Here is a 25722-nt window from a genome sequence, read left to right on the forward strand (position 1 = left end):
GGGCGGCGGTCGGTTCAGACCGCGGCCGCCGAGCGCTGATCCGCGGCGACGACGGCGAGCAGGTCGCCGAAGGTGGGGTTCTGATACAGCACGGTCAGCGGGAGTGCGACGCCCGCGCTGCTGAGCTCGTTGCAGAAATGGATCGCGGCCAGGGAGTTTCCGCCGGAGAGGAAGAAGTTGTCGTCGGCGGCGGGCTCGGTGTCGAGGACGGTGCGCCACGCGGTGGTCAATGCCTGCACGGCGGTGTCCGGCTGTGCGTCGGGGGCGTCGGTTGTCCTCGACTGGTCGGGCGCGGGGAGCGCGGCCTTGTCGACCTTGCCGTTGGTCGTCAGCGGGACGACGGTGAGTTCGGTGAACGTGCTCGGCTGCATGTAGTGCGGCAGGAACCGGGCGAGCGCGGCGCGCAGGTCGGCCCGGTCGATGTCGGCGCCGACATAGAAGGCATCGATCCGGCTCAACGCGTGCTCGCCGTCGGTGTTCGCGCACACCACGGCGGCATCGAGGACTCCCGGGTATCGCATGACGCAGGTGCGGATCTCGTCGAGTTCGATCCGGTAGCCGTTGACCTTCACCTGGCCGTCGATGCGACCCAGATGCTCGAGGGTCCCGTCACCGAGCACGCGACCCAGATCGCCGCTGCGGTACCAGCGCCTGCCGTCGGGACCTGCGACGAAGCGCGTGGCCGTGAGCACGGGTTTGCCGATGTAGTACTGCGCGAGACCGGCACCAGCGACATAGATCTCGCCAGGGCAGCCGACCGGCGCCGGCCGGAGATCGGCACCGAGCACGGCGAATTCCCAGCCGGGAATCGCGGCACCGACCGCACCCGGCCTGCGCATCGCCGACGCCTTGGTGACCCGATGGGCGGTCACGTGCACCGTCGTCTCGGTGATGCCGTACATGTCGACCACCTGGCAGCTCCGGCGCGGATGCCGGTCCAGCCAGGAACTCACACTGTGCGACTGCATCGCCTCCCCACCGAGCACCACGAGGCGGACGGCCGACAGCCGCTCGGAACGGGCGTCGACCGCGTCGAGATGCGCGAAGGCGGACGGGGTCTGGTTGAGCACGGTCACCCGGTGCTCGCGCAGCAGCGCGTGGAATCGGCCGGGATCGCGGGCGACCGGCTTGTCCACCACGACCACGCGGCCGCCGGTGACGAGCGCACCCCAGATCTCCCACACCGAGAAGTCGAACGCGGGCGAATGGAAGGCGCTCCACGCATCGGCCGGGGTGAGGGCGAATTCGGTGCGCAGTGCGTCGAACAGCGCGAGCACACTGCGATGCGAGACAACGGTTCCCTTCGGGACGCCGGTGGTGCCCGAGGTGTAGATCGCGTAGGCGGGCAGCAGATCCGACAGCGCGTGGCTGGGTCGCTGTGCCGAGGTCGCGGCGAGCAGATCGGGCGCGGTGGCAGTGTCGCCGACTAGTTCCGCGGCGATGTGCGGCTCGGCGACGACCAGGCGTGCGCCCGCGTCGGTGGCCACATGCCGGACGCGCTCGATGGGGAATTCGACGTCGACCGGGACGTAGGCGGCTCCGCATTTCCAGATGCCGAGCGCGACGGCGATCAGCTCGGGGCCCTTGTCCAGCGCGAGGACGACGAAGTCGCCGGGGCGGATCCCGGTGGCGTGCAGATGGGCGGCGACCGTGTCGGACAGCTGGTCGAGATCGGCGTAGGAGATCGAGTTCGATTCGTGGACAACGGCTGGCGCGGTCGGCTGGGTGGTGGCTGTCGCGGAGACGCGCTGTTCCAGACGATCGCCGGGGGCGACGTCGCCGGGGGCTTCCGGTCGGTGCCGGGTCATGGTCAGCTCGCGGAGCAGGGTATCCGGCCCTTGAATTTCACTGTGCGCAACGGCGATCGACTCGGCCAGCGCCGCGGCGAACTCGCTTTCCACTCCGTGGCCGGTAATACGAAGGCGCAGCAGCGCGGGGTCGGACGTGGCGGTGAGCGTCAGGACGAGATCGTGGGCCGGGTCGTCATCCTGGAAGAACCCGCCCCTGGTCGCCGTCGCATCGATCACCCGGATGGAACGCAACGACGAATCAGACTGCACAGGAAAGAGATCGGCGGCGATCTTGGCGATGGAGTGGCCGGGGACGAGCTCGCAGCGCAGGAGCTCGCCGAGCGGAGCAGGCCACGGTGCGTGCAGCCGGACCAGATCCACGGCGAGCACGGCGACATCGAGATAGCGGGCACACACAGCAGCGCAGGCGACGACCGCGTACTCCGGACGGAAGGAATCCCCGATCGGCAGGTCGACGACAACCGAGCCGGCCACCGGATCGTCGTCGATCGGTTCGCCGCCCAGCTCACGCAGCAGGCCAAGGGCTCCGGCGAGGTCGGCGCGGGCAAGCAACACCACGTCGACGACCCCGTCGCTGTACTGCGTGCAACTGATCCGAGCTATCGCCGGAGCGGGCAGCCGGTGGGACATCTGCCCGCGCACAAGCTGTTTCGCCGCGGCCGACCCCGAGGCGAACGGCACCGGCTGCACCCAGGACCGCATCAGGGTGGGGTCGATACCGATCTCGGCGCGGAGCCGATCGACCAGCTCGGCGGGATCGAGTGGCCGGCGCAACCGGACGGCGACACCGACGGCCTGACGAATATCCATGTCCTGCACTACTTCCGGGTCTATCGAGAGGTGAATCCACCGTCGACGGTAACCACCGAGCCCACCACACTGCGGCTTCGCTCGGAGGCCAGCCAGACGACTGTTTCGGCGACGTCTTGGGCACGGACCAGCGCATTGGACGGCTGGTCCCTGACGAAGGTCTGTTCGTGGTCCCCGGCGAGATCGAGGGCGGCGGCCACCTCGCCGAGCATGATCGACTCCAGCTCCGGGTCGTCGTGCACCGATCCCGGACACACCGCGTTGACCCGCACCCCGTGCGGCGCCAGATCGAGGGCGGCGGCCTTGGTCAAACCGACGAGGCCGTGCTTGGAGGCCACGTACCCCGCGAAATGCCGGTAGCCGACCAGCCCCGCCGTCGACGCGATATTGACGATGCTGCCCGAGCCCTGCCGCTTCATGATGCGCGCGGCGGCGGACAGGACGCGGAACGGACCGGTGAGGTTGATATCGAGCATGGTCGCCCAGTCGTCCTCGCTCACCAGGTCGACACTGCTCCCCGACGGCCGGACGATGCCCGCGCAGTTCACCACCGCGTCGAGCTTGCCGAAACGCTGGATCGCCACATCGAGCGCGGCATCCACATCGGCGGCGCGGCGCACGTCACCGAGCACGATCTCGGTGTTCGCGCCGGCCGCAAGGCACAGGTCGCGGGTGTACTCCAGCTGACTCTCGGAACCGAGCGGGTACGGCACCTCGGGGGTATCGGCGCCGATGTCGACCAGCACCAGCGAGAAGCCCGACTCGGCCAGCGCCACCGCGCAGGCGCGGCCGATGCCACGCGCCGCGCCGGTGACCAGCGCTACCCCGGAAACGTTGTCACGCATGCTGGGTGACGGCGGTATCGGCAACGAGCTGCCAGACCTCGTCGAGGTGATCCGCGATGTACATGTGCCCCCCGGCGAAGGTGTGCAGTGCGAACTCGGCGGAGGTCGCTTGCGCCCAGCCGCGCATGTCGGACTCGGCGACCAGGGCGTCGTCCCGCCCACGCAGTGCGGTGATCGGCGCGGCGATCACCGCCCCCGGCTCGGCGAGATAGTTCTCGTGCATCGCGACATCGGCCCGCAGCGCGGGCAGGACGATCTGGCGCATCTCCGGATGCGCGAGCGCCGGATGGCTGTACCCGGCGAATGTCTCCACCTGCGCGAGGAATTGCTCGTCGGACAGCTCGGAGGCGCGCTCGGACCGCGGATGCCACGGATCGGGCGAGCCGCTGACGAACAGGTGCGAAACCCGCGGTCCGAGCAGCCTGGCCACCTCGAATGCCAGCACCGCGCCGAGGCTGTGGCCGAACAACGCGATCGACGTCTGGGGGTCCACCGTCTTCGCGATCGTTTCGGCAACTCCGGCCCGTGCAAGATTCATTTCGCTATATGGCTTTTCGCCGAATCGTTCTTCGCGACCCGGAAGCTGGATCGGCACCAGATCGACGGCGGCCGACGGTGGAGAGTTTCGGAAGAAAGAGGCGCCGGAACCGGCGAAGGGAAGGCAGACGAGTTGAACGTTCGGCACGAGGTGATGATTGCACAACCGCGCTTTCGGTCAGGTCACAGACCGAAGTGAACCGTTCCTTACTTCCGCGCGCCTGCCGCCTATCTCGCCCCTGGCGAGGTACAACGACCTGATGAGAGTCGCGCAGAAGGAGAGGGACCGCGGCCCGTCCGCCCGGCGGCGCCTTGCGTGTCGACTTGGCGCCCCACTGGCCATGGCGACGGCGATCGCGCTTCCCTTGGGCCAGTCCGTGTTTCCCGCTGTGGCGGCCGCCCAGCCCGCCGCGGCCTCGGCGATCGAGCGCCTCGAGTGGCTGTCGGACCGGCGGGTGGCGCTGTGGGTGCACTCCGCGGCGATGAATACCTCTATCCAAGTACAGATGTTGCTTGCCAGGGATTGGCATCTGCGGCCCGACGCGCGTTTTCCGATGTTGCTGATGCTCGACGGACTCCGGGCGACCGACGACGAAAACGGCTGGACCAAAGACGCCGACGCGGAAGGATTCTTCGCCGATAAGAATGTGAATGTCGTGCTGCCCGTCGGTGGACAGTCCAGTTTCTATACCGACTGGCTGCAACCGAGCAATGGAAAACACTATCGGTGGGAAACATTCCTGACCAAGGAACTGCCACCGCTGCTCGAACGCGATTGGCGGACGACCGGTGTCCGCGCCGTCGCAGGCCTGTCGATGGGCGGCACCGGCGCGATGAATCTGGCCGCTCGCAATCCGGATTTCGTCAAGTTCGCCGCGTCGTATTCCGGCCTGCTAACCACCACCACGCTCGGTATGCCGCAGGCGATCGAGTTCGCGGTCCGTAGCGTGGGCGGCTTCGACTCCACGGCGATGTGGGGGCCGCCAGGCGGGCCGGAATGGGAGGCGCACGATCCGGAGCGGATGGCCGACAAGCTGCAAGGGATCAGCGTGTACGTGTCCTCGGGCAGTGGCCTGGCGGGCACCCATGACCAGCCCGGTCCGTTGCCGATGACCAGTGACAACTGGTCGGGCACAGGGCTCGAGATCCTGTCCAGGCTCTCGACACAGAACTTCGTCACCAAACTGGGTGAACTCGCGATTCCGGTCCAGGTCAACTACCGGCCGGCCGGGACGCACACCTGGCCGTACTGGGACTTCGAGATGCGTCAGTCCTGGCCGCATGCCGCGGCCGCTCTCGGCGCCGACCCCAACGGCCCTACCTGCGCGACGGCCGGTGCGATCGCCCCGGTGGCGCAGAGCTGGATCGGCAACTGTGTCACCGGCGAGTACCCCCTCGGTCCCGCCGTGGTGCAGGACTTCGCGAACGGCCGGGTCTTCTACTCCGCGGCGACCGGCGCGCATCCGGTCGCCGGCCGCATCGGCGGTGCCTACACGGGCGTCGGCGGGCCGCTCTCACCGCTCGGCCTGCCGACCGGCGACGAGCGGGGCCTGCCCGACGGGCGCGGCCGGATGCAGACCTTCGATGGCGGCTCGATCTATTGGACCCCTGATACCGGCGCGCAGGTGATGCGCGGCGCGATCCTCGAGGAATGGGGCGAGCAGGGCTACGAGCGTGGACCCGCCGGATATCCGGTGGCCGCGGAGGCACCGACGCCGAGCCGTGACGGCGTGGTGCAGGCCTTCGAACACGGCCCCATGTTCTACAGCGCGGCCACCGGCGCGCACCGCGTGCAGGGCTTCATCCTGGACAAGTACGCCACCCTCGGCTTCGAGAACAGCCCGCTCGGCTTCCCGGTGGCCGAGGAGGCGCCGCTGAAGGATCTCGGGAGGTACAGCCGGTTCGAGGGCGGCAACATCTACTGGAGCCCGCTGTCGGGCGCCTGGTCGGTGCGCAAGGGCGCCCTCGCCGATGCCTGGGGCGCGCAGGGGTTCGAGAACGGACGGCTGGGGTATCCGGTGTCCGACGAATTCGCCGTCCCCGGCGGAATCCAGCAGAACTTCCAGACCGGGTTCATCGTGGTGCGCAATGGCAAATCCGAAGTTCACGGGGTGTGAGTTCGGGCTGAGAACTCTCTGAGCATCGTCGCGCGGTACCCGGCGGCGCCGAATGTGCGGCTAGCCTGGTCTGCGACCGCTTCCCTGACGAACGATCGAGGAAAGACATCTTCATGCATCGGATCCCTGGCAAGGTTGCCGGATCGGTCGCGGCCCTGGCTGCCGTCGCCCTGTTGTCCGCCTGTGGCGGCAACGACTCGACCGCTTCGCAGACGCCCACCCTCTCCACCAGCGCGAGTGCCGCCGCTTCGTCGGCCACCCAGGCACCCGCGGAAGGCCACGGCGACCACGCGCCGTCGGCGACCGCCGCGCCGGAGAGCAGCGCTGCCCCCGAGCAGCCGCAGGCCGCGCCGGAGACCACGTCGGCCGCGGCGGCGCCCGCCGCCGGTAAGGACAAGGCCTTCCTCGACGAGCTGGCCAAGAACGGGATCACCCCGGCCGACCCGGCGAGCGCGCTGACCGCGGCGAGCTACATCTGCTCGACGAAGGCCACCGGTGCGAGTGAATCCGACATGGCGACCTTCGTCGCCGCGATGGCAGGCACCGACCCGGCCTTCGACCCGGCCAAGATGGACGTCAACAAGGCAGCTCAGATCTACATCGCCGCCGCGACCGCGACCTACTGCTAGTGACCCCCCGACCGACGCGACGCACCCGCAGGCTCTGGCCTGTGGGGTGCCTGACCGTGCTGGCGCTGTTCGTCCTGGCGATCATCGTCATCGTGCTGCTCTGGTACCTGCTGGCAGGCCGGTTGCGCGAGCCGGGGCCGACACCGCCCGGACCGCCGCCACCGACGTCGCAGTCGGCGGATTGTCCCGATGTGATGCTGCTCTCGATCCCCGGCACCTGGGAGTCGGCGAGCCGCGACGATCCGTACAACCCCAGCGCCAACCCGATCTCGCTGATGCTCAGCGTCAGCGGGCCGCTGCGCGCGCAGTTCCCGGACAACCGGCTCGAGGTGTACACGGTGCCCTACGTGGCCCAGTTCTCGAACCCGATCGCGATCCCGCCGGACGGCCAGGCCTCCTACAACAACAGCCGCACCGAGGGCACAGCGCGGGCGACCGACATCCTGGCCCAGCGGCACAAGGAATGCCCGCTGACCACCTATGTCATCTCCGGCTTCTCCCAGGGCGCCGTCATCGCCGGTGACCTGGCCGCGCAGATCGGCGCCGGCAACGGACCCATCCCGGCCGACAAGGTCCTCGGCGTGACGGTCATCGCCGACGGCCGCCGCACCGGCGAGACCGGTCCTGGCCAGCCCACCGAGATCGGCGATCCGCCGCCCGCGGGCCAGGGCGCCGAGGTCGCGCTGCGGGGAATCAACGTGCCGGGCATCAGCATGACCGGTGCCCGTCCCGGCGGTTTCGGCTCGCTGGCGCCGAAGGTGAACTCCATCTGCGCGCCCGGCGACATGATCTGCGACGCGCCACGCGAGGCGCTCAGCCCGGCCAACGCGCTGACCAGCCTGGGCGCCCTGATCCGCTCCGCGGGCAACCCGGTGCACGCGCTGTACGCCACCAACACGGTCGACGCGCAGGGCACCACCGCCACCCAGTGGACGGTGAACTGGGCCGCTGGCCTGATCGAGAACGCGCCACACCCACCGCATTCCTGAGCGGGCGCAAGAGGCGGAGTTGTCACAGTCACAGCGGGTGTGTGATTGCCATGGATCATGCCTCGCTGTGACATCCGCACGCCCATCCGCCCGCACGCTGTAAAGTGCGCTGGTGATCGCGCCGTCTACCCCCGCTACCGCGGAGTAGGCGGCGAGCCCGAGTACACCGCCTAGTACGCGAAAGCGTGCAACAGCCAGGAGCGATGAGTTCATGACCGAAGCTGCCGCACCCGTCGGTGAGTTGACCGCGCTGGGTACGCCGCTGCGTCCGTTCCGCTTCGGAGCGGCGGGCGAGGGCAACAAGCAGGAGGGCGGCGCACGCAAGTTCGTCCAGACTGCGCAGCAGGCCGAGGAGTACGGGTTCGACACCTTCTTCGTGCCCGACCACCTGGGTGACCAGATCGGGCCGATCGCCGCGCTCGGCGCACTGACCCAGGCGACCGACAAGATCCGCCTCGGCACCTCGGTGCTGGCGAACGGCTTGCGCCATCCGGTGGTGCTCGCCAAGGACCTGGCCACCATCGACGTGCTGTCGAAGGGCCGGCTCGAGGTCGGCGTCGGCGCGGGCTGGATCAAGGAGGAGTTCGACAACGCGGGCATCCCGTTCGAGCGGCCCGGCGTCCGGCTCGAGAAGCTCGACGAGTCGCTGACCATCCTGGACACGCTGCTGCGTGGTCAGGAGTGCAACTTCGAGGGCAAGCACTACCAGGTGCGCGGCATCAAGGGGACCCCGCGTCCGCGGCAGGGTCCGCGTCCGCCGCTGTGTACCGGTGGCGGCGGGCCGAAGATGCTCGCGCTGGCGGCCAAGCACGCCGACATCGTCTCGATCGTCCCGCAGACCACCAAGAACGGTAAGGGCCTGCTGTCGGGCATCACGCTCGAGAAGACGATCGAGAAGGTCAACATCGTCAAGGCCGCTGCCGGTGACCGTTTCGCCGACATCGAACTGAACTGGGCGATCACCGCGATCGTCATCACCGACGATCGGGAGAAGACCGCGGAGATGGCGTTGAACGCGATCGCCCGCGGCCTGCACCCCGACCTCGAGGTCGACGTCGAGCTGTCGGTGGAAGACATCCTGAATTCGCCGTACGTCGCGATCGGCAGCTTCGAAGAGATCGCCGAACAGATCAAGCGTGTGCGCGAACTCACGTCGATGTCGTATGTGGGTATCTTCCCCACCCAGATGGACGCTTTCGCGCCTGTCATTCCGCTGCTGCGGGAGGACTGAGCGGGGGTTCTCTGTAACATGACTCTGGTTTGAGAACATCTAGCCGATAGCGGTCACCGCGCAGACCGCTCGAAAATCCGCAGGTTGTCAGGATGCACGCACGGCGTCGTCCGGGGGCCGGTGGCGATAGCGAGTCGGGGCCTCACGGGTGTCAGCGCCGAAGTGCGTTGGGAAATTCACCGGTGTCTGGGCCTCGGAGGAGAAGAAGGAATGGAAGAGACTTTCGACGACTACCTGGACGAAACCGGGAACCTCATCATTCCCGAGGGTCGGACCCTGGTCGATCACGTCGAGAAGCACACCCGTAACGATGCGAACACGCTCGCGTACCGCTACATCGACTACTCGCGGGAACGCGACGGCGAGGTGCACGAGCTGACCTGGCAGGAGTTCGGAGTTCGGCTGCGCGCGGTGGCCGCTCGCCTGCAGCAGGTGACCAACCCGGGCGACCGGGTCGCGATCCTCGCGCCGCAGGGCCTGGACTACGTGATCTCCTTCTTCGCGGCGATCTACGCGGGCACCATCTCGGTCCCGCTGTTCGACCCGGACGAGCCGGGCCACACCGACCGGCTGCACGCCGTGCTCGGTGACTGTGAGCCCTCGGCGATCCTCACCGCGACCTCCTCGGCCGCCGGTGTCCGCCAGTTCTTCCGTTCGCTGCCCGCCGCGCAGCGTCCGCGCATCATCGCCGTCGACGCCATCCCGGACACCCTCGGTGATTCCTGGGTCCGTCCCGACACCGCGATCGATGACATCGCCTACCTGCAGTACACCTCGGGTTCGACCCGGGTCCCGGCCGGTGTGGAGATCACCCACCGCGCGGTCGGCACCAACCTGCTGCAGATGATCAACTCGCTGAACATGAACGAGAACTCGCGCGGTGTCACCTGGCTGCCGCTGTTCCACGACATGGGCCTGCTGACGGTCATCCTGCCCGCGGTCGGCGGCAAGTTCATCACCATCATGTCGCCGAGCGCGTTCGTGCGCCGCCCCTCGCGCTGGATCAACGAGCTCGCCGCCGTCTCCGACGGGGCAGGCACGTTCGCCGCCGCGCCGAACTTCGCGTTCGAGCACGCCGCGGCACGTGGTGTGCCGAAGGCGGGCGAGTCGCTCGACCTGTCGAACGTCATCGGCCTGATCAACGGTTCCGAGCCGGTGACGGTCTCGTCGATGAAGAAGTTCAACGAGGCGTTCGCCCCGTACGGCCTGCCCAAGACCGCGATCAAGCCCTGCTACGGCATGGCGGAGGCGACGCTGTTCGTCTCGGCGACCAAGGCCGAGGACGAGGCCAAGTACATCTACGTCGACCGCGACGAGCTCAACAAGGGCCGGATGGTCCGCGTCGAGCAGTCGGCCGAGAACGCCATCGCGCAGGTCTCCTGCGGTTACGTCGGCCTGTCGCAGTGGGCCGCGATCATCGACCCCGAGTCGGTGGAGGGCCCCGAGGGCGGCCGCGAGCTGGCCGACGGCCAGGTCGGCGAGATCTGGCTGCACGGCAACAACATGGGCATCGGCTACTGGGGACGCCCCGACGAGTCGACCAAGACCTTCCGCAACCGCGTCACCGACCGTCAGCCGGGCGGGCACGCCGAGGGCACCGCGGCCGACGCGGACTGGATGCGCACCGGCGACTTCGGCGTCTACTTCGAGGGTGAGCTCTACATCACCGGTCGCGTCAAGGACCTGGTGATCGTCGACGGCCGCAACCACTACCCGCAGGATCTGGAGTACTCCGCGCAGGAGGCGTCCAAGGCGCTGCGGCCCGGTTTCGTCGCCGCCTTCGCGGTGCCTGCCAACCAGCTGCCCGCCGAGGTCTTCACCGCCGACAGCCACTCCGGCCTGAAGTTCGACGCCGACGACGCGTCCGAACAGCTGGTCATCGTGGCCGAACGTGGTCCCGGCGCCGGCAAGGCCGACCCAGCCCCGATCGCCGACGCGGTGCGCGCGGCGGTCTCGCTGCGCCACGGCGTGACCGCTCGTGACATCCTGCTGGTCCCCGCGGGTTCCATCCCGCGTACCTCCAGTGGAAAGATTGCACGGAGGGCCTGCAAGGCCGCCTACCTCGAGGGAACGCTGCGCGGTGGTTACACCCAGCAGGCTTTCCCCGATGCACCGGAAGAGTAATCGGCCGACCGGTTCGGTGATGACGCTCGACGTGGAACCCGCGTCGGGCGTCATTCCACGGCGCGCCCTGTACGCAGACAGGTAGCTTGAGGAATTGATGGCTGACAACGAGGGCACGCCCACCCAGAACCCCGAAGTTCCCGCGACGAGCACCCCTGCGGGTGATCACTCGGTTGCCGAGGTGCGCGACTGGCTGCGGAAATGGGTCGCGGACGCGACCGGGCAGTCGGTCGACGCGATCACGGTCGACCGGCCGATGGAGGAGTTCGGGCTGGCCTCGCGCGATGCCCTCGCCCTCGGTGGCGACATCGAGGACTACACCGGTGTCTCGCTCGCCCCGACGGTGATCTACCAGCATCCGACGATCGCGTCGCTGGCCGAGATCATCGTCAACGGTGAGCCGGAGCCCGCCGCCGAGAACGACGAGGACTACACCGCCGCGTTCACGCCGAGCGAGGCGCACGACATCGCGGTCGTCGGTCTGTCGACGCGTCTGCCGGGCGCGGGCAATACGCCCGAGTCGACCTGGGAGTTCATCATCGGGCGCGGTGACGCGATCCGGGAGCTGCCCGAGGGCCGCTGGTCCGAGTTCCTGAGTGACCCCGCTGTGGCCGCGGCCGTCGCCGAGGGCAAGACCCGAGGTGGCTACCTCGACCAGGACGTCGTCAAGAGCTTCGACGCCGAGTTCTTCGCGACCTCGCCGGTCGAGGTCGAGCGGATGGATCCGCAGCAGCGCCTGATGATGGAGCTCACCTGGGAGGCGCTCGAACACGCGCGGATCCCGGCGAGCGACCTCAAGGGCGCGCCGGTCGGCATGTTCATCGGTTCCTCGTCCAGCGATTTCGGGATGATCGCCGCACTCGCGCTCGGTGAGACCGACCCCGATGTGCCCGCGTCGGCCGAGGGCTACGCGATCATGGGCAGCTCCAACGGCATCATCGCCAACCGGGTGTCCTACTTCTACGACTTCCGTGGCCCGTCGGTCACCGTGGACACCGCCTGCTCGTCCACCCTGGTCGCGGTGCACCAGGCGGTGCGCGCGCTGCGGGAGGGCGACGCCGATCTGGCGCTGGCCGGCGGTGTGAACATGCTGCTGATGCCGTTCCCGACGCTCGGTTTCGGGCCGGGCACCTCCGCCGACGGCCGGATCAAGGCGTTCTCCTCCGATGCCGACGGCATGGTCCGTTCCGAGGGTGCTGGTCTGGTCGTGCTCAAGCGGCTCGCCGACGCCGAACGCGACGGCGACCACATCTACGCGGTGGTCAAGGGCTCGGCGGTCAACAACGACGGCCGCTCCAACGGCCTGCTCGCGCCGAACCCGGACGCCCAGGCCGACGTGCTGCGCCGCGCCTACCGCGACGCCGGCATCGTCCCGTCCTCGGTCGACTACATCGAGACCCACGGCACCGGCACCCCCATCGGCGACCCGATCGAAGCCGAGGCGCTGGCCCGCGTCGTCGGCCGCGGCCGTGACGCCGACAAGCCCGCCCTGATCGGTTCGGTCAAGACCAACTTCGGCCACCTCGAATCCGGTGCGGGCGCGGCCAGCCTCGCCAAGGTGCTGATGTCGTTCCAGCACAACGTGATTCCGCCGAACATCAACTACGCGGGCCCGAGCCCGTACATCCCGTTCGAGCAGGCCAACCTCGCGGTCGTCGATTCCCCGACCGAGTACCCGCGCTACAGCGGCGTCGCGACCGTCGGCATCTCCGGCTTCGGTTTCGGTGGCACCAACGCCCACGTCGTGCTGCAGGAATACGTGCCGACCCCGGTCGTTCCCGATGTCGAGGTGACGCCAGAGCAGGTCGCCGCCCACGAGCCCGCCGACGAGGAGGCCACCGATGTGGTCGCCGAGGCCGCCGCGATCGTCGCCGCCGCCGAGGACGCGGAAGCTGCGCTCGAGTGGGACGGCGAGCGCGCCGAGCCGCTGCCGGTGATCCTTGCCGTCTCCGCCTACCTGCCCTCGCGCCGCAAGCGCGCCGCCGCCGAGCTGGCCGACTGGCTGGAGGGCCCAGGCAAGGACGTGCCGCTGACCGATGTCGCCCGGTCGCTGGCCAAGCGCAGCCATCACCGTTCGCGCGGTGTGGTGCTCGCCAAGACGCACGAAGAGGCCGTCGCCGGTCTGCGCGCCATCGCCGAGGGCAAGCCGGGCGCCGGTGTGTTCACCGCCGATTCCCCGGCCGCCGCCGCGCCGGTCTGGGTGATGTGTGGCTTCGGCGCGCAGCACCGCAAGATGTCCAAGCAGCTCTACAACGAGAACTCGATCTTCCGTAAGACCGTCGACGAGGTCGACGAGCTGGTGCAGGACGAGGCGGGCTACTCGATTCGCGAGATGTTCCTCGACGACGAGCAGGATTACGATGTCGGCACCTGCCAGGTCGGCATCTTCACCACCCAGCTGGGTCTGGCCGCGGTGCTGCGCGCACACGGCGCCGAACCCGCTGCCGTGGTCGGTCATTCGATGGGTGAGGTCGCCGGCGCGTACATCGCGGGCGGCCTGAGCCTCGAGGACTCGGTGCGCGTGATCTGCGCCCGCTCGCGCCTGATGGGCGAGGGCGAGCAGATGATCACCGAGGACGACGTGCGCAATATGGCACTCGTCGAGCTCAGCGCCCACGATGTGGCCGAGCTGCTGCCGCGCTTCCCCGACGTGGAGTGCGCGGTGTACGCCGCGCCGACCAACACCGTCATCGGCGGCCCGCGCGAGCAGGTCGAGCAGATCGTCGCCGAGGTGGAGGGCATGGGCAAGTTCGCCCGCATCCTGCCCACCCGCGGCGCGGGCCACACCTCGCAGATGGACCCGCTGCTCGGCGAGCTCGCCGCCGAACTGGCGGGTATCGAGCCCACCTCACTGAAGACCGGCCTGTACTCGACCGTGCACGAGGGCCTGTACTTCCGGCCCGGTTCCGACCCGATCCACGACGAGCCCTACTGGGTGAAGAACATGCGCCACGCGGTGTACTTCACCAATGCGATCAAGGCCGCCGTCGACTCAGGGCACACCACGTTCCTGGAGCTGGCGCCCAATTCCGTTGCGCTGATGCAGGTTCTCGGCACCACCTTCGCCGCGGGCGTGCACGACGCGCAGCTGATCCCGACGCTCAAGCGCAAGGAAGACGAGTCCGCCGGTGTCATCGGCGCGCTGGCCCAACTGTACGTGCACGGTCACGCGGTGAACCTGAGTTCGCTGCTGCCGCAGGGTGATTACGCCGATGTGCCGCGAACCGCGTTCGTGCGCAAGCAGTACTGGCCCAAGGCCACCTTCGCCGCGAGCGGTGGCAACAGCCGGGTGCCCGGCGCGCATGTCGCCATGCCGGACGGCCGCCATGCCTGGGAGGTGCAGGCCTCCTCGGTCACCGATCTGACCGCGCTGGTGCAAGCCGCTGCCGCGCAGGTGCTTTCGGACGTGGCCGTGACGGTGTCGCATCCGCACGCCGCGCTGCCCACCACCGGCACGCTGACCACCACGCTCACCCCGCACCTCGGTGGTGCGTCGGTGCAGGTGCACGCGAAGACCCCGGTCGGGTTCACCCTGCTCTTCGACGCTGTCGTCACCTCCGGTGCCGCGCTGCCCGAACCGGTTGCCGCCGTTGCCGTTCCGGCTCCCGTTGCCGAACCGACGGCCGCCGAGGTCGCCGTGGCGACCAGCGATCGCTGGGACCCCAACGGCACCGAGACCGTCGAGCAGCGGCTGTGCGTCATCGTCGCCGAGTCGATGGGCTACGCCGTCGAGGATCTCCCGATGGAGATCCCGCTGATGGAGCTCGGTCTCGACTCGCTGATGGCGATGCGGATCAAGAACCGCGTCGAGTACGAGTTCGACATTCCGCAGCTGCAGATCTCGGCCGTGCGCGACGCCAGCCTCAACGAGGTGTCGAAGGTGCTGCGGTACGCGATCGAGCATCGCGACGAGGTCGCGGCGATGGCGGAGAAGCAGGCTGCTGCCAAGGCCGCCGGTGAGGACGTCGAGATCGGCGTCGACGCCAACTTCGTCGAGGCCGCGCGTGCGGCGATCGCGGCGGGCGATGATCCACTGGCCGCCGCGAAGGCCGCTGGTGCCGAGTTGCCGTCGGAAGCTGCTGCCGCCGAACCGGTTTCGGAATCCGCGCCCGTGTCGGATGCTGCCGAAGCCGCTGCTTTCGCAGTCGCCGAGGTGGCGCCTGCCGCCGAGCCGGTCATGCCGGACGTCGACTACTCGGCCCCGGCCGGTGACGAGGACAACGTTCCGCCACGTGACGCCGCCGAGCGCCTCGCCTACGCCACCTGGGCCGTGGTGACCGGCACTTCGCCGGGCGGCATCTTCAACACCCTCCCGATCCTCGAAGAGGAGCTCGCCGAGAAGATGGCGGCCCGCCTCACCGAGCGGGTGGGTGCGGAGGTCACCGTCGACGACGTGCTCGACTGCGAGACCATCGAGCAGCTCTCCGAGGTCGTGCGCAACCTGCAGGACAGCGGCGCCGACGTGGACGGCTTCATCCGTCCGCTGCGTGCCCGCGTCGAGGGTTCCACCGCCACCCCGGTGTTCGTGTTCCATCCCGCCGGCGGCAACACCCTCGTCTACGAGCCGCTGCTGAAGCGCCTGCCCGCCGACACCCCGATGTACGGCATCGAGCGCGTCGACGGTTCCATCGAGGAACGTGCTCGTCAGTACCTGCCGGAGCTGCGCAAGATCCAGGCTGAAGGCCCGTACGTGCTGTACGGCTGGTCGCTGGGTGCGGTGCTGGCGCTGCAGGTGGGTCAGCTGCTGCGCGAGGAAGGCGCCGACGTGCGCTACGTCGGCCTGATCGACCTCGCGATGACCGTCGAGGACGAGGACAACAGCCCCGAGGAGCGCGTGCGCCGCCTCGAGCGCTACCAGGCCTTCGCCAAGAAGACCTACAACGTCCCCGCCGAGCTCGACCGTGCTCAGATCGAGGAGCTGGCCGCGGCCTCCGACGCCGAGCAGTTCTCGATGATCAGCGACCTGATCAAGCTGTCGGGCGCGAAGATTCCCGGCGGTGTGCTCGAACACCAGCGCACCTCCTGGATCGAGAACCGTGCGCTGCAGCAGGTGCGCCCGCGCAAGTACGACGGTGACGTGGTGCTCTACCTGGCCGACCGATACCACGACGGTGCGATCGAGCTCGAGCCCCGCTTCGCCGATCGCAAGCCCAACGGCGGCTGGGACGAATACGTCCCGAACCTGGAGATCGTCCATATCCCGGGCGATCATCTGCAGATCGTCGATGAACCGCGGATCGGCCAGATCGGAGCGGACCTCGCAGCCAAGTTGGCCGCGATTTCCGCCAAGGGAGAGAAGTGAGCACGACCGCCGAGAAGCTTGCCGATCTACATCAGCGCCTGGAGCTCGCCAAAGAGCCCGCAGGCGCGAAGGGGATCGAGAAGCGGGCGCGGAAGGGCATTCCGAGTGCCCGCGACCGGATCAACATGCTGATGGACCCGGGCACCTTCGTCGAGATCGGTGCCCTGGTCCGCAAGCCCGGCGATCCGACCGCGCTCTACGGTGACGGTGTCGTCGTCGGGCACGGCATGGTCGACGGTCGTCCGGTGGCGGTGTTCTCGCACGATCAGACCGTCTACGGCGGTTCGGTCGGTGAGGCGTTCGGCCGCAAGCTGTGCGGCATCATGCAGTACGCGTCCAAGGTCGGCATCCCGCTGGTCGGCATCAACGATTCCGGCGGCGCGCGCGTGCAGGAAGCGATCAGTTCGCTGGCCTGGTACGCCTGGATGGCGACCAATCTCGAGCCGCTGTCCGGCATGGTGCCGCTGGTCTCGCTGATCCTCGGCAACTGTGCCGGCGGCGCGGTGTACGAGCCGATCTGCACCGATGTGGTGGTGGCGACCGAGTCCGCGCACATGTTCGTCACCGGCCCGAAGATCATCAAAGAGGTCACCGGCGAGGACGTCAGCCTCGAGGAGCTCGGCGGTGCGCGCACGCAGGCCGAGTACGGCAATATCCACCACGTCGCCAAGGACGAGGAGGCGGCGTTCACCTGGGTGCGCGAGTACCTGAGCTACATGCCGAGCAGCTGCCAGGAACTGCCGCCGGTGGTGAATCCCGGTCTGGAACCGGAGATCACCGACTCCGACCGCGAGCTGAACACGCTCATGCCCGACTCCGACAATGCCGGCTACGACATGCACGAGATCCTGCTGCGCATCTTCGACGACGGTGAGTTCAAGGAGATCAGCGCCGAGACCGGCCCGAACATCATCACCGGTTTCTCCCGCGTCGACGGCAGCACCGTCGGTGTCGTCGCCAACCAGCCGCTGGCCTCGGCCGGTGCCCTCGACGCGCGCGCCTCGGACAAGGCCTCGCACTTCGTGCGCCTGTGCGACGCGTTCGAGATCCCGCTGGTCTTCGTCGTCGACACCCCCGGCTTCCTGCCCGGCGTCGAACAGGAGAAGGTCGGCGTGATCAAGCGCGGTGGCCGCTTCCTGTTCTCCTACGTCGAGGCCTCGGTCCCCAAGATCACCCTCGTCGTGCGCAAGTCCTACGGCGGCGGCTACGCGGTGATGGGCTCCAAGCAGCTCGGCGCCGACATCAACCTCGCCTGGCCGACCGCCCGCCTGGCCGTCATGGGTGCGGAGGGCGCCGTCAGCCTCCTCGGCGCCGCCCAGATCGCCGCCGCCCCCGAAGACCAGCGCGCCGCCATCCGCCAGAAACTCATCGACTTCTACAACACCAATATCGCCACCCCCTGGGTAGCAGCCGAACGCGGCTTCATCGACGCGGTCATCGAACCAGCCACCACCCGCCTCGAAATCCGCCGGGCCCTGAAACTGCTCCAGGACAAGAAGATCCAGCGCAACCCCCGCAAGCATCACGTCCTGCCGCTGTAATCCCACCCATATAGCGGGCCGCTCCGGAGATCCTCCGAGGCGGCCCGCTTTGCGTATCCAAGACCGCGGCAGGTGGTACATGCGCCCTGCGGCAATTGGTACACGGCACCAATGTCTTTTGGAAAGCCGATGCCCGTCTAACGGAAACCTTAGCTACGGCTATTGGAAAGTGAGGGAGCGACTATTGGAAAGCGTGATATGGCATGATAGCGGTATGACCTCACGATTCTCTGCCTCACCGCTGGGAAGATACCTGCCGCGACATGCGCAGCACAGGGTAGAGGAAGCGCTGGCCGATACTCGGGTAGTCCTAGTCAACGGAGCTCGCCAGTGTGGCAAGAGCACGCTGGTCCGATGTGTCGGAAAGGCGCATGGGGCGAACTGGACCAGCCTGGACAACATCGAGGCTCGACTTGCTGCCGAGCGCGACCCGTCGGGTTTCGTCACCCAGCCAGGACCGCTGATCATCGATGAGGTGCAACGGGCACCCGATTTGTTGCTCAGTATCAAGGAGGTCGTGGACGCCGACGGACGGCCTGGGCAGTTTCTGCTTACCGGCTCGGCGCGGGTCATGGCGTTGCGGTCGGTGCCCGATGCGCTGCCGGGCAGGATGGAGACGATCGAACTCTGGCCGCTAGCGCAAGGGGAAATCGACGGTGCGCCGGACGGATTCATCGATGCGGTGTTCCGTGCTGGGCCCGATGTCTACCACCGGTCGACCGAGACTCGCACCGGGTACATGGAGCGCCTCGTGCGTGGTGGGTTTCCGGAGGCGCTAGGACGAACCGGTAAGCGCCGATCACGGTTCTTCAACTCCTATGTCGCCGACCTGATCAATCGAGACGTAGTCCAGCTCGCCGAGATTCAGCGCGCGCCGCAGATGCACGCCTTGGCTCAGATGCTGGCCGCACGGTCGGGGCAACTTCTGAACTCGCGGGCCCTTGGCGCGGAACTCGGTGTGACACATCCGACCGTGCAGCGTTATGTCGGCCTGCTCGAGGAGGTGTTCCTCATCAAGAGGATCCCAGCATGGTCTCGCAATATCAGCACCCGGTCGGTCGCGACGCCGAAGGTCGTCATGGTCGACTCCGGTGTTGCGGCGAACCTGTGTGGGCTCGATGTGCATGCGCTCAGTCGAATCGGCAACCTCGCGGGGCCACTCCTGGAGGGGTTTGTCACCTCCGAAATCGCGCGTCAATTGTCCTGGTGTGATGAAGAAGTCGACCTCTTCCACTATCGGACGAAGGATCAGATCGAGGTCGACATTGTGCTGCAGAACCGGCGACGACAGGTGGTTGCCATCGAGGTAAAGGCAGCAAACACCGTCCGGGGGGAGGACTTCAAGGGGCTGCACCACCTTCACGAACGCATTGGGGACGACCTCTTGGCGGGTTTCGTCCTCTACACCGGAACCCAGACCCTCCCCTTCGGCCCGAAGTTCCGGGCGATGCCTATCAGCGCACTCTGGGAATTGTCTGCCCCATCAACGCAAGAAGCCGAACGGGCCTCGTTGCCGTTGATCGGCGCGGCCGACGACCACTCGATCCGTGAGGTGACGAATGCCGACATCGCGGATACCTTCGACGCGGAAGACGTCGAGAAGTACGCCCGATGACTGGCGCTGGCCGCGGGTTAAACGAGGTGGCCGTCGGCACGGGCCGCGCGGTCGGAGACGCTGGTGATGCGAGCGCGCAGGCGACGCACGATTTCCTCGGGTGTGCCCGGGATGACCGTGAAGTTCTCGCTGTCGTGGTTCTGCATCAGGTAGCGGCCGTCGCCCGGGTAGTCCAGCCAGAGGAAACCGCTGCCGTCGTCGGTGGGGCGGGCGTCGATCTCGAAGCCGGGGTAGACGGTGATTTCGCCGGTTCCGGTGCGGGGGCGTTTCAGGAAGCGTTGCAGGCGTTCGGTGTCGGAGAGTTTGGTGGGGTGGCGGGAGTAGACCGGCGCGTCGAGGTCGCTGCGCCTGCCTTCGAAGCGGGGCTCGGTACCGCCGACGCAGTGGGGTAGGTGGGCGACGATCGCCTGCGCCACCTCGTGAGCGGGATGGCAGCTGAGGGCGATGTCGCCGCCGCTGCGGCGATCGCGTTCCGAGAACTGCACGGCGACAACGGCTTCGGAATCGACAATCCCGGCGTGGATGCCGATGACCTGATCCTGTTGCGGTCCGTGAAACCCTTGAATCTCCACGCGGGTCCGCGGTTCCAGCAGGACTTCCAGTGCGCGGTGGAAGGATTCGTCGTAGATCTGCTGCAGGCGCTGCGCGCTGCGTGCCCGTCTGGCCGCGAATTCCTGGGTGGTTTCCGGGAATTCGGGCTTGTAACGCAAAGGATAGGGGAGTCGGTCGCGGCCGACCGCCTCGAGTGCGATGGTGAAGGCGAGACCGTCCAGCTGCCAGCGCATGCCGGGTGCGGTCATGCGCCGATCACCCCGCCCGGCGGCAGTGTCGGTGGAAGCTGGCCGATGAGTTCGTGTTCGCGATCCTGGATCAGGTAGTCCGGGGTCTTGTGCTCGTTCTCGTCGTCGCTGCCGCCGCCACGTCCGGCGCCGCCGCCCATCATGCCCGGCATGCCGGACATGCCGCGCGCACCAGCGGCGGCTGCCCTGCCCGCAGCGGCTGCGGCGGGGGTGCCCGCCGACGGTGAGCCGGGTACGGCGCGACCAGCGCCGGGGGATTGCGCCGTCGCGCCGAGGCCGGGTGATCCGGTGCCGGGTGATCCGCCCGAACCGGGTGTGCCGGTACCGGGGGCGCCGGTATTCGGAGTTGCTGTTGGGCTCTGTTGTGTCGCGGCGGGATTGGTTGGATCGGTGCTAGGCGTTGCCGCTGCGGGGGAGGTGTCGTCGCCGGAGCTGTAGTCGTCAGCGTTGTCGTCGGTGTCGTCGTCCGGGGTGTCGGTCGTCGGGTTGGTGGATTGTGGAGTCGCCGTCTGCGGAGTGGTCTGCGGTGTGCCTTGGTCCCCGTTGCCGGTGGAACCGTTGCCGGCACCATTGTTCGAGCCGCCACCGTTGCCGGTGTCTACGGGTAGGCCGCCGTCACCGATCGGATTCTTCGGCACGGCCAGGACCGGAGTCTTCTCGTCGGCGGTGACAGCTTGCGGCTTGTACACGCGTTCCAGAATTTCCTGCGCGGCGCGCTCGGCCTCGTCAATGCGGTATTGCTCGTCTTTGAGCACTCCGCCGTCCGGAATCCAGGCAGTCAGCTTTCCGTCGAGGGACAGCTCTTTGGGCTTGTCGATCGCCATCTTCGCCTGTAGGAGTGCACCTTCCATCAGGTCGATGCCATTGGCGACCATCTGGAACGTCGTCGGCAGCTTCTCGGCCTCGGTCGCGTAGCCGCGTACACCGTCGATCGCGGCATTCGCGGTGGTACCGGACCAGCCCTCATTGATCGCGGTGTCGATGCGGGTGCGGAAGGTGGTCACCGCGTCCGACATCCCGGTCACCAACCGCCGCCAGCCATCGGCACCAGCGTTGATCTCACCAGCGGAAACGCCCGGCTGATCGCCGCTGCCGTTCAACGCGTCCCAGATCTGCTGATGGCTGAGCGTGGAAAAGTCGTCCAGTTTGCCGGTCAGCACCGGCGACGAGTACGTCCCGTCGAACCCGGATTCAAGCCGTGCCCGCTCGGACTGGATGATCGTGCGATCACCACTGACCTCGTTGTTCGCCGCCTCACCGAGCTTTCCCCGCGCCTCGGCTTCGTCATAGGAGGTGCTGTAGTCGTCGTAGATGGCCTTACCCTCGGCAGCGACAGCACCGACCGCGACGACCGCGAGCGCGATCAATGGAAGCGGCATCAGATCCCCTGTCCGGTCGCGGCGATACCGGCGGCGTTCTGCCCGTCGACGGCTTGGAGTTTGCCGATCGCGGCGGCGAAGGTGTCGCGCATGAGCTGGGCGATCTCGATGTGGGTGGCGAGGCGGTTGGCGGCCGAGTCGGTTGTGTCATCCGCGCTACCCGCGACTGCCTTCGCTTCGAATTTTTGCTTCAGCAGGATGGCGGTTTCGAGGCCACCCCAGCCGGAGAGGTGGGCGAGCTGCTCGGTCTTGCCTCTCAGTTCTTCCAGATCGAATAAATAGCTTTCACAGGATGCCCGAAGAGCCTCTCCGAGGCCTTCCTCGAGCCGAAACTCTCCAGACACTGCTTGCTGTTTCAATGTCCGCCAGTACGCGGCTTGATCCGCCATGGTCTCCCCCTACTTTGGAAGGTGTGGCTCGAGATTCGCGGCATACTTCGCCGCCATATCGCAAGGGTCGCCGACGCGAGGTCCCTCATTGCTCAACCAGGCAACGTCTACCTCGAACATGCCCTGTTCTGCTTCGAATGCTACGAAACAGCGGTTGGGAGAGGACTTCTCACGAAACATAAGTCCCTGTCGTGAGCCGACCTTGGCGTCCTTGACGTCGATGACACTGGACTTGTCTCGAGTCTCTGCCAGTGTGTGGCTAGTCGAGTACACACCCACAGTTCGTCGACCGCTGCCGTACCGGTCATCGGCTGGCTTCCAGTTGCACACGCGCCAGGTTGACGGCCCGCTCGGCGGGTCTGTGACCACGTCCTTCGTCGCCGGATCCAACCCCGCCCCCCTCAGCACCTCATCACTCAACTGACTACACACGTTGAACACAACGATCTTGTCCAGATCCCGCGTCGTCGGCTGCGCAGACCCAGTCTCCCCACCGGGCCCACAACCACTGGCTGCAGCCGAGACCACGACAGCGCCGATAGCCACCCGCATCATCCCAGCGCTACGCACAACTCTCCCAGTTCCTCGGCGACACCACGTGCTCTCAATGACTTGGACGCACCGGACGGCCGATTGGTTCCCCCACGGCCGCATTCTCTGTCAATGGGCAGCGACTCTACCGGAGCTCGCGTGTGAGAGCCGCCTACGGCATCGTTACCTGGCAGATCGTGACCGGCGCACCCCAACCCCGATCGGTTCCCTCCGACCCCAAAACGAGTATCGATCGGCACCGAGCCTACCGGCTACGTTCGCTCGACAAGTCCACGACTGATCAGCCTCTGAGTGTGGTGACGGTAGGTACGTGTGACCGACACCAGCGGCGGGTTCAGCCTTCCCACGAATCGACCACGTGTGGCTCGTTCGGCGAGGGAAATTCGGAGCGCTACGGCTGCAGGTAACGAGTCAATCTGATAGAAAGCTCGGCAACCGCCTGCAATTGTTCATCGGTAAGCGTAAGCTGGCCGCCTGAAGTCTGTGCGTGGTCTTCATGGATCTGGATCGTCCCTTCCCGTTCTTTCGTTCTGGTAACGACTGTTACAAGCCCGCCGGGCCGATTATCGAGCACCCAGGCTGGCTCCGACGTCCCGCTCATCTGTCGCATGGTCGGACCTGGAGGTCGAATTTCCTTCGGGTCGCGTACCAGCCCGATTGAAGCAGATCCGACCACTTCGGAATTCGAATCTATGAAGCAGATGCCTGTTCTATAAATCGGAGATTCGAGATCGTCGAGGGCCCGTATTTGCGTATTCTGAACGCCGAGGTCGTCGGCAAAGAAACTTGATAAAGTGTTGCATAGTTCCCGCACTGTCGAAATTTTTGAATCTATTGAGATAGGCGGGGTGTCGATAGGTCCTGCTGTCGGTTGGGTACATGCTGATGAGAGCGCCATTATCAACATGCAGATGGCCGGTGTTGCGAATCTATTCATTACGTACTCGGCTTATGCTTCCAGTCCGAGCCATCGCCATCAAGCACGCTGGCATCGGCATAGTCGAGATCATACGGGCGGGGCTTCCCTTCGCTGTCTACTCCTACAGCTTGGACATGAATAGACGGCCAGCTATTGAACGGTAGGCCCGACTGGGTCGAGACTTCTGCCGCAATATTATTTCCGGCGATCATATTGGCTTGTGCCATAGTTGCACACTCACTGAAGATGTTGAAAATCTTGGTCTGCATCGTGCCTACTGTTTTCACCAAATCATCGAGGACGAAAACTGCTGCCGGACCCTTCAGGAATATTTTGGACATAGTATTGGCGATCTCATTTTTAAGTTCCAGCAGGGCGATGACCAGTTTCTTGTAAAGGTCGAGTATTGCCTTAGCTAGCGTTTCCAGTTGGGTTGCAATCTTTTCGCACAGGCCGGCCATGGACACAAATGCCTCATTCTGTAACCCATAAACTACGAAATACCGACTAGCTGCCACCCCCTCCCAATCTGTATTCAGATTTGCAGTCTTCGCTTGAGTGCCTGCGTCGGTTATCAGATTGCGAATCGAACGCCACTTGTCAGCGGTGTCTATGAAGGTGACCGGCGTCTTTTCCTCCGACTGGAATTCGGTCAGTTTGTTGAGTACGGAGGTGATGGTCTGCTCGATGGATTCTCTGTTGGATTGTATCCTGCTGATTACATATTCGCTGGCGATCATGCCTAAGCCCAGCGTGCTGACCGTCAAGCCAATTTCGCCGACCCGCAACAGGTCGATTAGCCTATTCACATCGTCGTTATATCCAGAAGGCAGTCCTTCGAGGTCCTTGGCTGCGAGCCGCATTCCATCGATCTGGTTTATGAGATCCGTGCGTGAGTCGAGTGTAGGTGGCGCCATTTCTGTCTACCTAAATGATTGCATTGATTTGTTGTGCGCGGGCAGCATCTTCTTGGTCATACGTGCTTGCGGCCTTTTTCAGTATGTCGGCGATATTCTGGCAAGCTTTGGCCCCCTCGGCCAGCCGAGCATTGACGTATCCCGGAGCTGGTTGGTATTTCGACAGGGATGGTGCGAAGACGCCAGCTTCAGTGGCAGTCATGGTGACGCTCGCAGTCCTGCTTTGGGCATCGGCGAGCCAGCCGGCCGCGAGTTCCCAGGCCGCAGCGGCCCCCCGCATGCGATCTGTCGCGGCCTTAAAGTTTTCTGTCATTAGTTGTACGCCTGTTCGATTAGTGTACGGACGTGATTGTCGTGTTGGTATTCGAGATCGGATATCGAGTACATTGAATAATCGCCCCACGCCGTAAATTTCGGTCGTTGTCGACGGATTTGATCAGCGCACCACAATAGGTCGTCAACTAATGCCATGGGCTCGATCGCATCTCCCCAGTTCGCCCGAATATTGATCGAACTTATTCGCGCCCGATTGGCGGTCATGAGCACGACTGGTTCGCCTGAATGCAAAATACGGCCATTTGCCTGATACTCTGACTTCGCAATCATTGCGTCGAGCTTCTCTTGGTAATCCGACAACCGCGGTGTCTCAAGCAGTGCTATTAGTTGTGCTCGCCGGTCCGGGGTGCCGCAATCCAGGTCTAAGCTACCGTCTGGTCGGAACCTTCGGGACGACAGGATTCGCGACAGTTCCTGGGAAATGGCGAGGTCATATGCTTTGACCAACTCAGGCCCGTACTCATTAGGTTGAAGACGCTGATTCCATTTCTGATCTAGATCAATTACGACCGGTAAGAGTCCGCGGTCAACTTGCATGGAGGCAAAGGGGGACCCGAAGCGCTTCCAGGCATCGACGATGGAGCTGTGCAGTCCGTTGTTGGGTTTGACATGGTTGTGGTTTACGGCGCGATACTGCGGGCCGTTCATTTGCAGCGCTTGATTATCCATCGTGCGCTCTGGGCGATGTGGGCTGCGGCCTTCTCGAGATGCTGCAGCGTCCGTAGGAGGCAAGTTGGAGGGCGCAGCCGACCATGGGGCTGACGAGGTCGCGGGCACAGCCGCTGCTGGCCTGATGATAGGCTCGTCGTCCCAGAATTCGTCTGGGTCGTCGTAGTGGTTATAGTGCGATTGTGCTGGCATTATGCACGTCCAAGTCGT

At 66.1% G+C, this 25722-nt stretch carries 19 protein-coding genes; 8 read left to right on the forward strand and 11 right to left on the reverse strand.

Annotated features, from left to right (window positions below; translation table 11 throughout):
- Window positions 1–14: 14 nt before the first annotated feature.
- Genes ACWF9G_RS15335 through ACWF9G_RS15345 form a run of 3 tightly spaced genes read right to left on the reverse strand, consistent with a single transcriptional unit; the run spans window position 15 to window position 4151 of the window.
- Window positions 15–2621: a non-ribosomal peptide synthetase gene (locus ACWF9G_RS15335; protein ID WP_452515887.1), complete on the reverse strand. Its 2607-nt coding sequence runs from the start codon at window positions 2619–2621 to the stop codon at window positions 15–17.
- A gap of 20 nt (window positions 2622–2641) precedes the next feature.
- On the reverse strand, window positions 2642–3466 hold the full coding sequence (locus ACWF9G_RS15340; protein WP_452515888.1) for an SDR family oxidoreductase: 825 nt from the start codon (window positions 3464–3466) through the stop codon (window positions 2642–2644).
- Window positions 3459–4151, reverse strand: a complete 693-nt coding sequence (locus ACWF9G_RS15345; protein WP_452515890.1) for a thioesterase II family protein — start codon at window positions 4149–4151, stop codon at window positions 3459–3461. The genes ACWF9G_RS15340 and ACWF9G_RS15345 overlap by 8 nt, the downstream gene beginning before the upstream one ends.
- Before the next feature lie 112 nt (window positions 4152–4263).
- On the opposite strand from ACWF9G_RS15345, the gene ACWF9G_RS15350 reads away from it, so the two are divergent.
- The 8 genes from ACWF9G_RS15350 (at window position 4264) to ACWF9G_RS15385 (ending at window position 19551) form a co-directional block, all read left to right on the forward strand.
- The gene (locus tag ACWF9G_RS15350) at window positions 4264–6120 is read left to right on the forward strand and encodes an alpha/beta hydrolase-fold protein (protein ID WP_452515892.1); all 1857 of its coding nucleotides are present in this window, start codon (window positions 4264–4266) and stop codon (window positions 6118–6120) included.
- 113 nt (window positions 6121–6233) lie between these two features.
- On the forward strand, window positions 6234–6749 hold the full coding sequence (locus ACWF9G_RS15355) for a DUF732 domain-containing protein (RefSeq protein ID WP_452515894.1): 516 nt from the start codon (window positions 6234–6236) through the stop codon (window positions 6747–6749).
- 41 nt (window positions 6750–6790) lie between these two features.
- Window positions 6791–7738 (forward strand): cutinase family protein, encoded by a 948-nt coding sequence (locus tag ACWF9G_RS15360; RefSeq protein ID WP_452515895.1) that lies wholly within the window; start codon window positions 6791–6793, stop codon window positions 7736–7738.
- Window positions 7739–7949: 211 nt separating this feature from the next.
- A complete protein-coding gene (locus ACWF9G_RS15365; RefSeq protein WP_379306306.1) occupies window positions 7950–8969 on the forward strand; it encodes an LLM class F420-dependent oxidoreductase in 1020 nt (339 codons plus the stop codon).
- Between the two features lie 210 nt (window positions 8970–9179).
- Complete coding sequence (gene fadD32 / locus ACWF9G_RS15370; protein ID WP_452515897.1) at window positions 9180–11093, forward strand: long-chain-fatty-acid--AMP ligase FadD32; 1914 nt, start codon at window positions 9180–9182, stop codon at window positions 11091–11093.
- Between the two features lie 97 nt (window positions 11094–11190).
- Entirely contained in the window at window positions 11191–16395 is a 5205-nt protein-coding gene (gene pks13 / locus ACWF9G_RS15375) for a polyketide synthase Pks13 (protein ID WP_452515899.1), read from the forward strand.
- Complete coding sequence (locus ACWF9G_RS15380) at window positions 16392–17936, forward strand: acyl-CoA carboxylase subunit beta (protein WP_379306300.1); 1545 nt, start codon at window positions 16392–16394, stop codon at window positions 17934–17936. Before pks13 ends, ACWF9G_RS15380 begins: the two co-directional genes overlap by 4 nt.
- 214 nt (window positions 17937–18150) lie before the next feature.
- Window positions 18151–19551, forward strand: coding sequence for an ATP-binding protein (locus ACWF9G_RS15385; protein WP_452515901.1), 1401 nt, complete (start codon window positions 18151–18153; stop codon window positions 19549–19551).
- Between the two features lie 17 nt (window positions 19552–19568).
- Here the strand turns inward: ACWF9G_RS15385 and ACWF9G_RS15390 are convergent, their stop codons facing one another.
- The 8 genes from ACWF9G_RS15390 to ACWF9G_RS15425 form a co-directional block, all read right to left on the reverse strand.
- Window positions 19569–20351: an ESX secretion-associated protein EspG gene (locus ACWF9G_RS15390; protein ID WP_452515903.1), complete on the reverse strand. Its 783-nt coding sequence runs from the start codon at window positions 20349–20351 to the stop codon at window positions 19569–19571.
- On the reverse strand, window positions 20348–21730 hold the full coding sequence (locus ACWF9G_RS15395) for a PPE domain-containing protein (RefSeq protein WP_452515905.1): 1383 nt from the start codon (window positions 21728–21730) through the stop codon (window positions 20348–20350). Before ACWF9G_RS15395 ends, ACWF9G_RS15390 begins: the two co-directional genes overlap by 4 nt.
- Window positions 21730–22119 carry a hypothetical protein gene (locus tag ACWF9G_RS15400; protein WP_452515906.1) on the reverse strand — a complete coding sequence of 130 codons (390 nt, stop codon included), beginning with the start codon at window positions 22117–22119 and terminating at the stop codon, window positions 21730–21732. The genes ACWF9G_RS15395 and ACWF9G_RS15400 overlap by 1 nt, the downstream gene beginning before the upstream one ends.
- 9 nt (window positions 22120–22128) lie before the next feature.
- A complete protein-coding gene (locus tag ACWF9G_RS15405; protein ID WP_452515908.1) occupies window positions 22129–22773 on the reverse strand; it encodes a DUF3558 domain-containing protein in 645 nt (214 codons plus the stop codon).
- Between the two features lie 289 nt (window positions 22774–23062).
- On the reverse strand, window positions 23063–23272 hold the full coding sequence (locus tag ACWF9G_RS15410; RefSeq protein WP_452515910.1) for a hypothetical protein: 210 nt from the start codon (window positions 23270–23272) through the stop codon (window positions 23063–23065).
- A gap of 335 nt (window positions 23273–23607) precedes the next feature.
- On the reverse strand, window positions 23608–24507 hold the full coding sequence (locus ACWF9G_RS15415; protein ID WP_452515912.1) for a hypothetical protein: 900 nt from the start codon (window positions 24505–24507) through the stop codon (window positions 23608–23610).
- A gap of 10 nt (window positions 24508–24517) precedes the next feature.
- Window positions 24518–24820 carry a hypothetical protein gene (locus ACWF9G_RS15420; protein WP_452515913.1) on the reverse strand — a complete coding sequence of 101 codons (303 nt, stop codon included), beginning with the start codon at window positions 24818–24820 and terminating at the stop codon, window positions 24518–24520.
- The gene (locus ACWF9G_RS15425; RefSeq protein WP_452515914.1) at window positions 24820–25512 is read right to left on the reverse strand and encodes a hypothetical protein; all 693 of its coding nucleotides are present in this window, start codon (window positions 25510–25512) and stop codon (window positions 24820–24822) included. The genes ACWF9G_RS15420 and ACWF9G_RS15425 overlap by 1 nt, the downstream gene beginning before the upstream one ends.
- Window positions 25513–25722 lie beyond the last annotated feature (210 nt).

The organism is Nocardia sp. NPDC055029, from assembly GCF_053608525.1.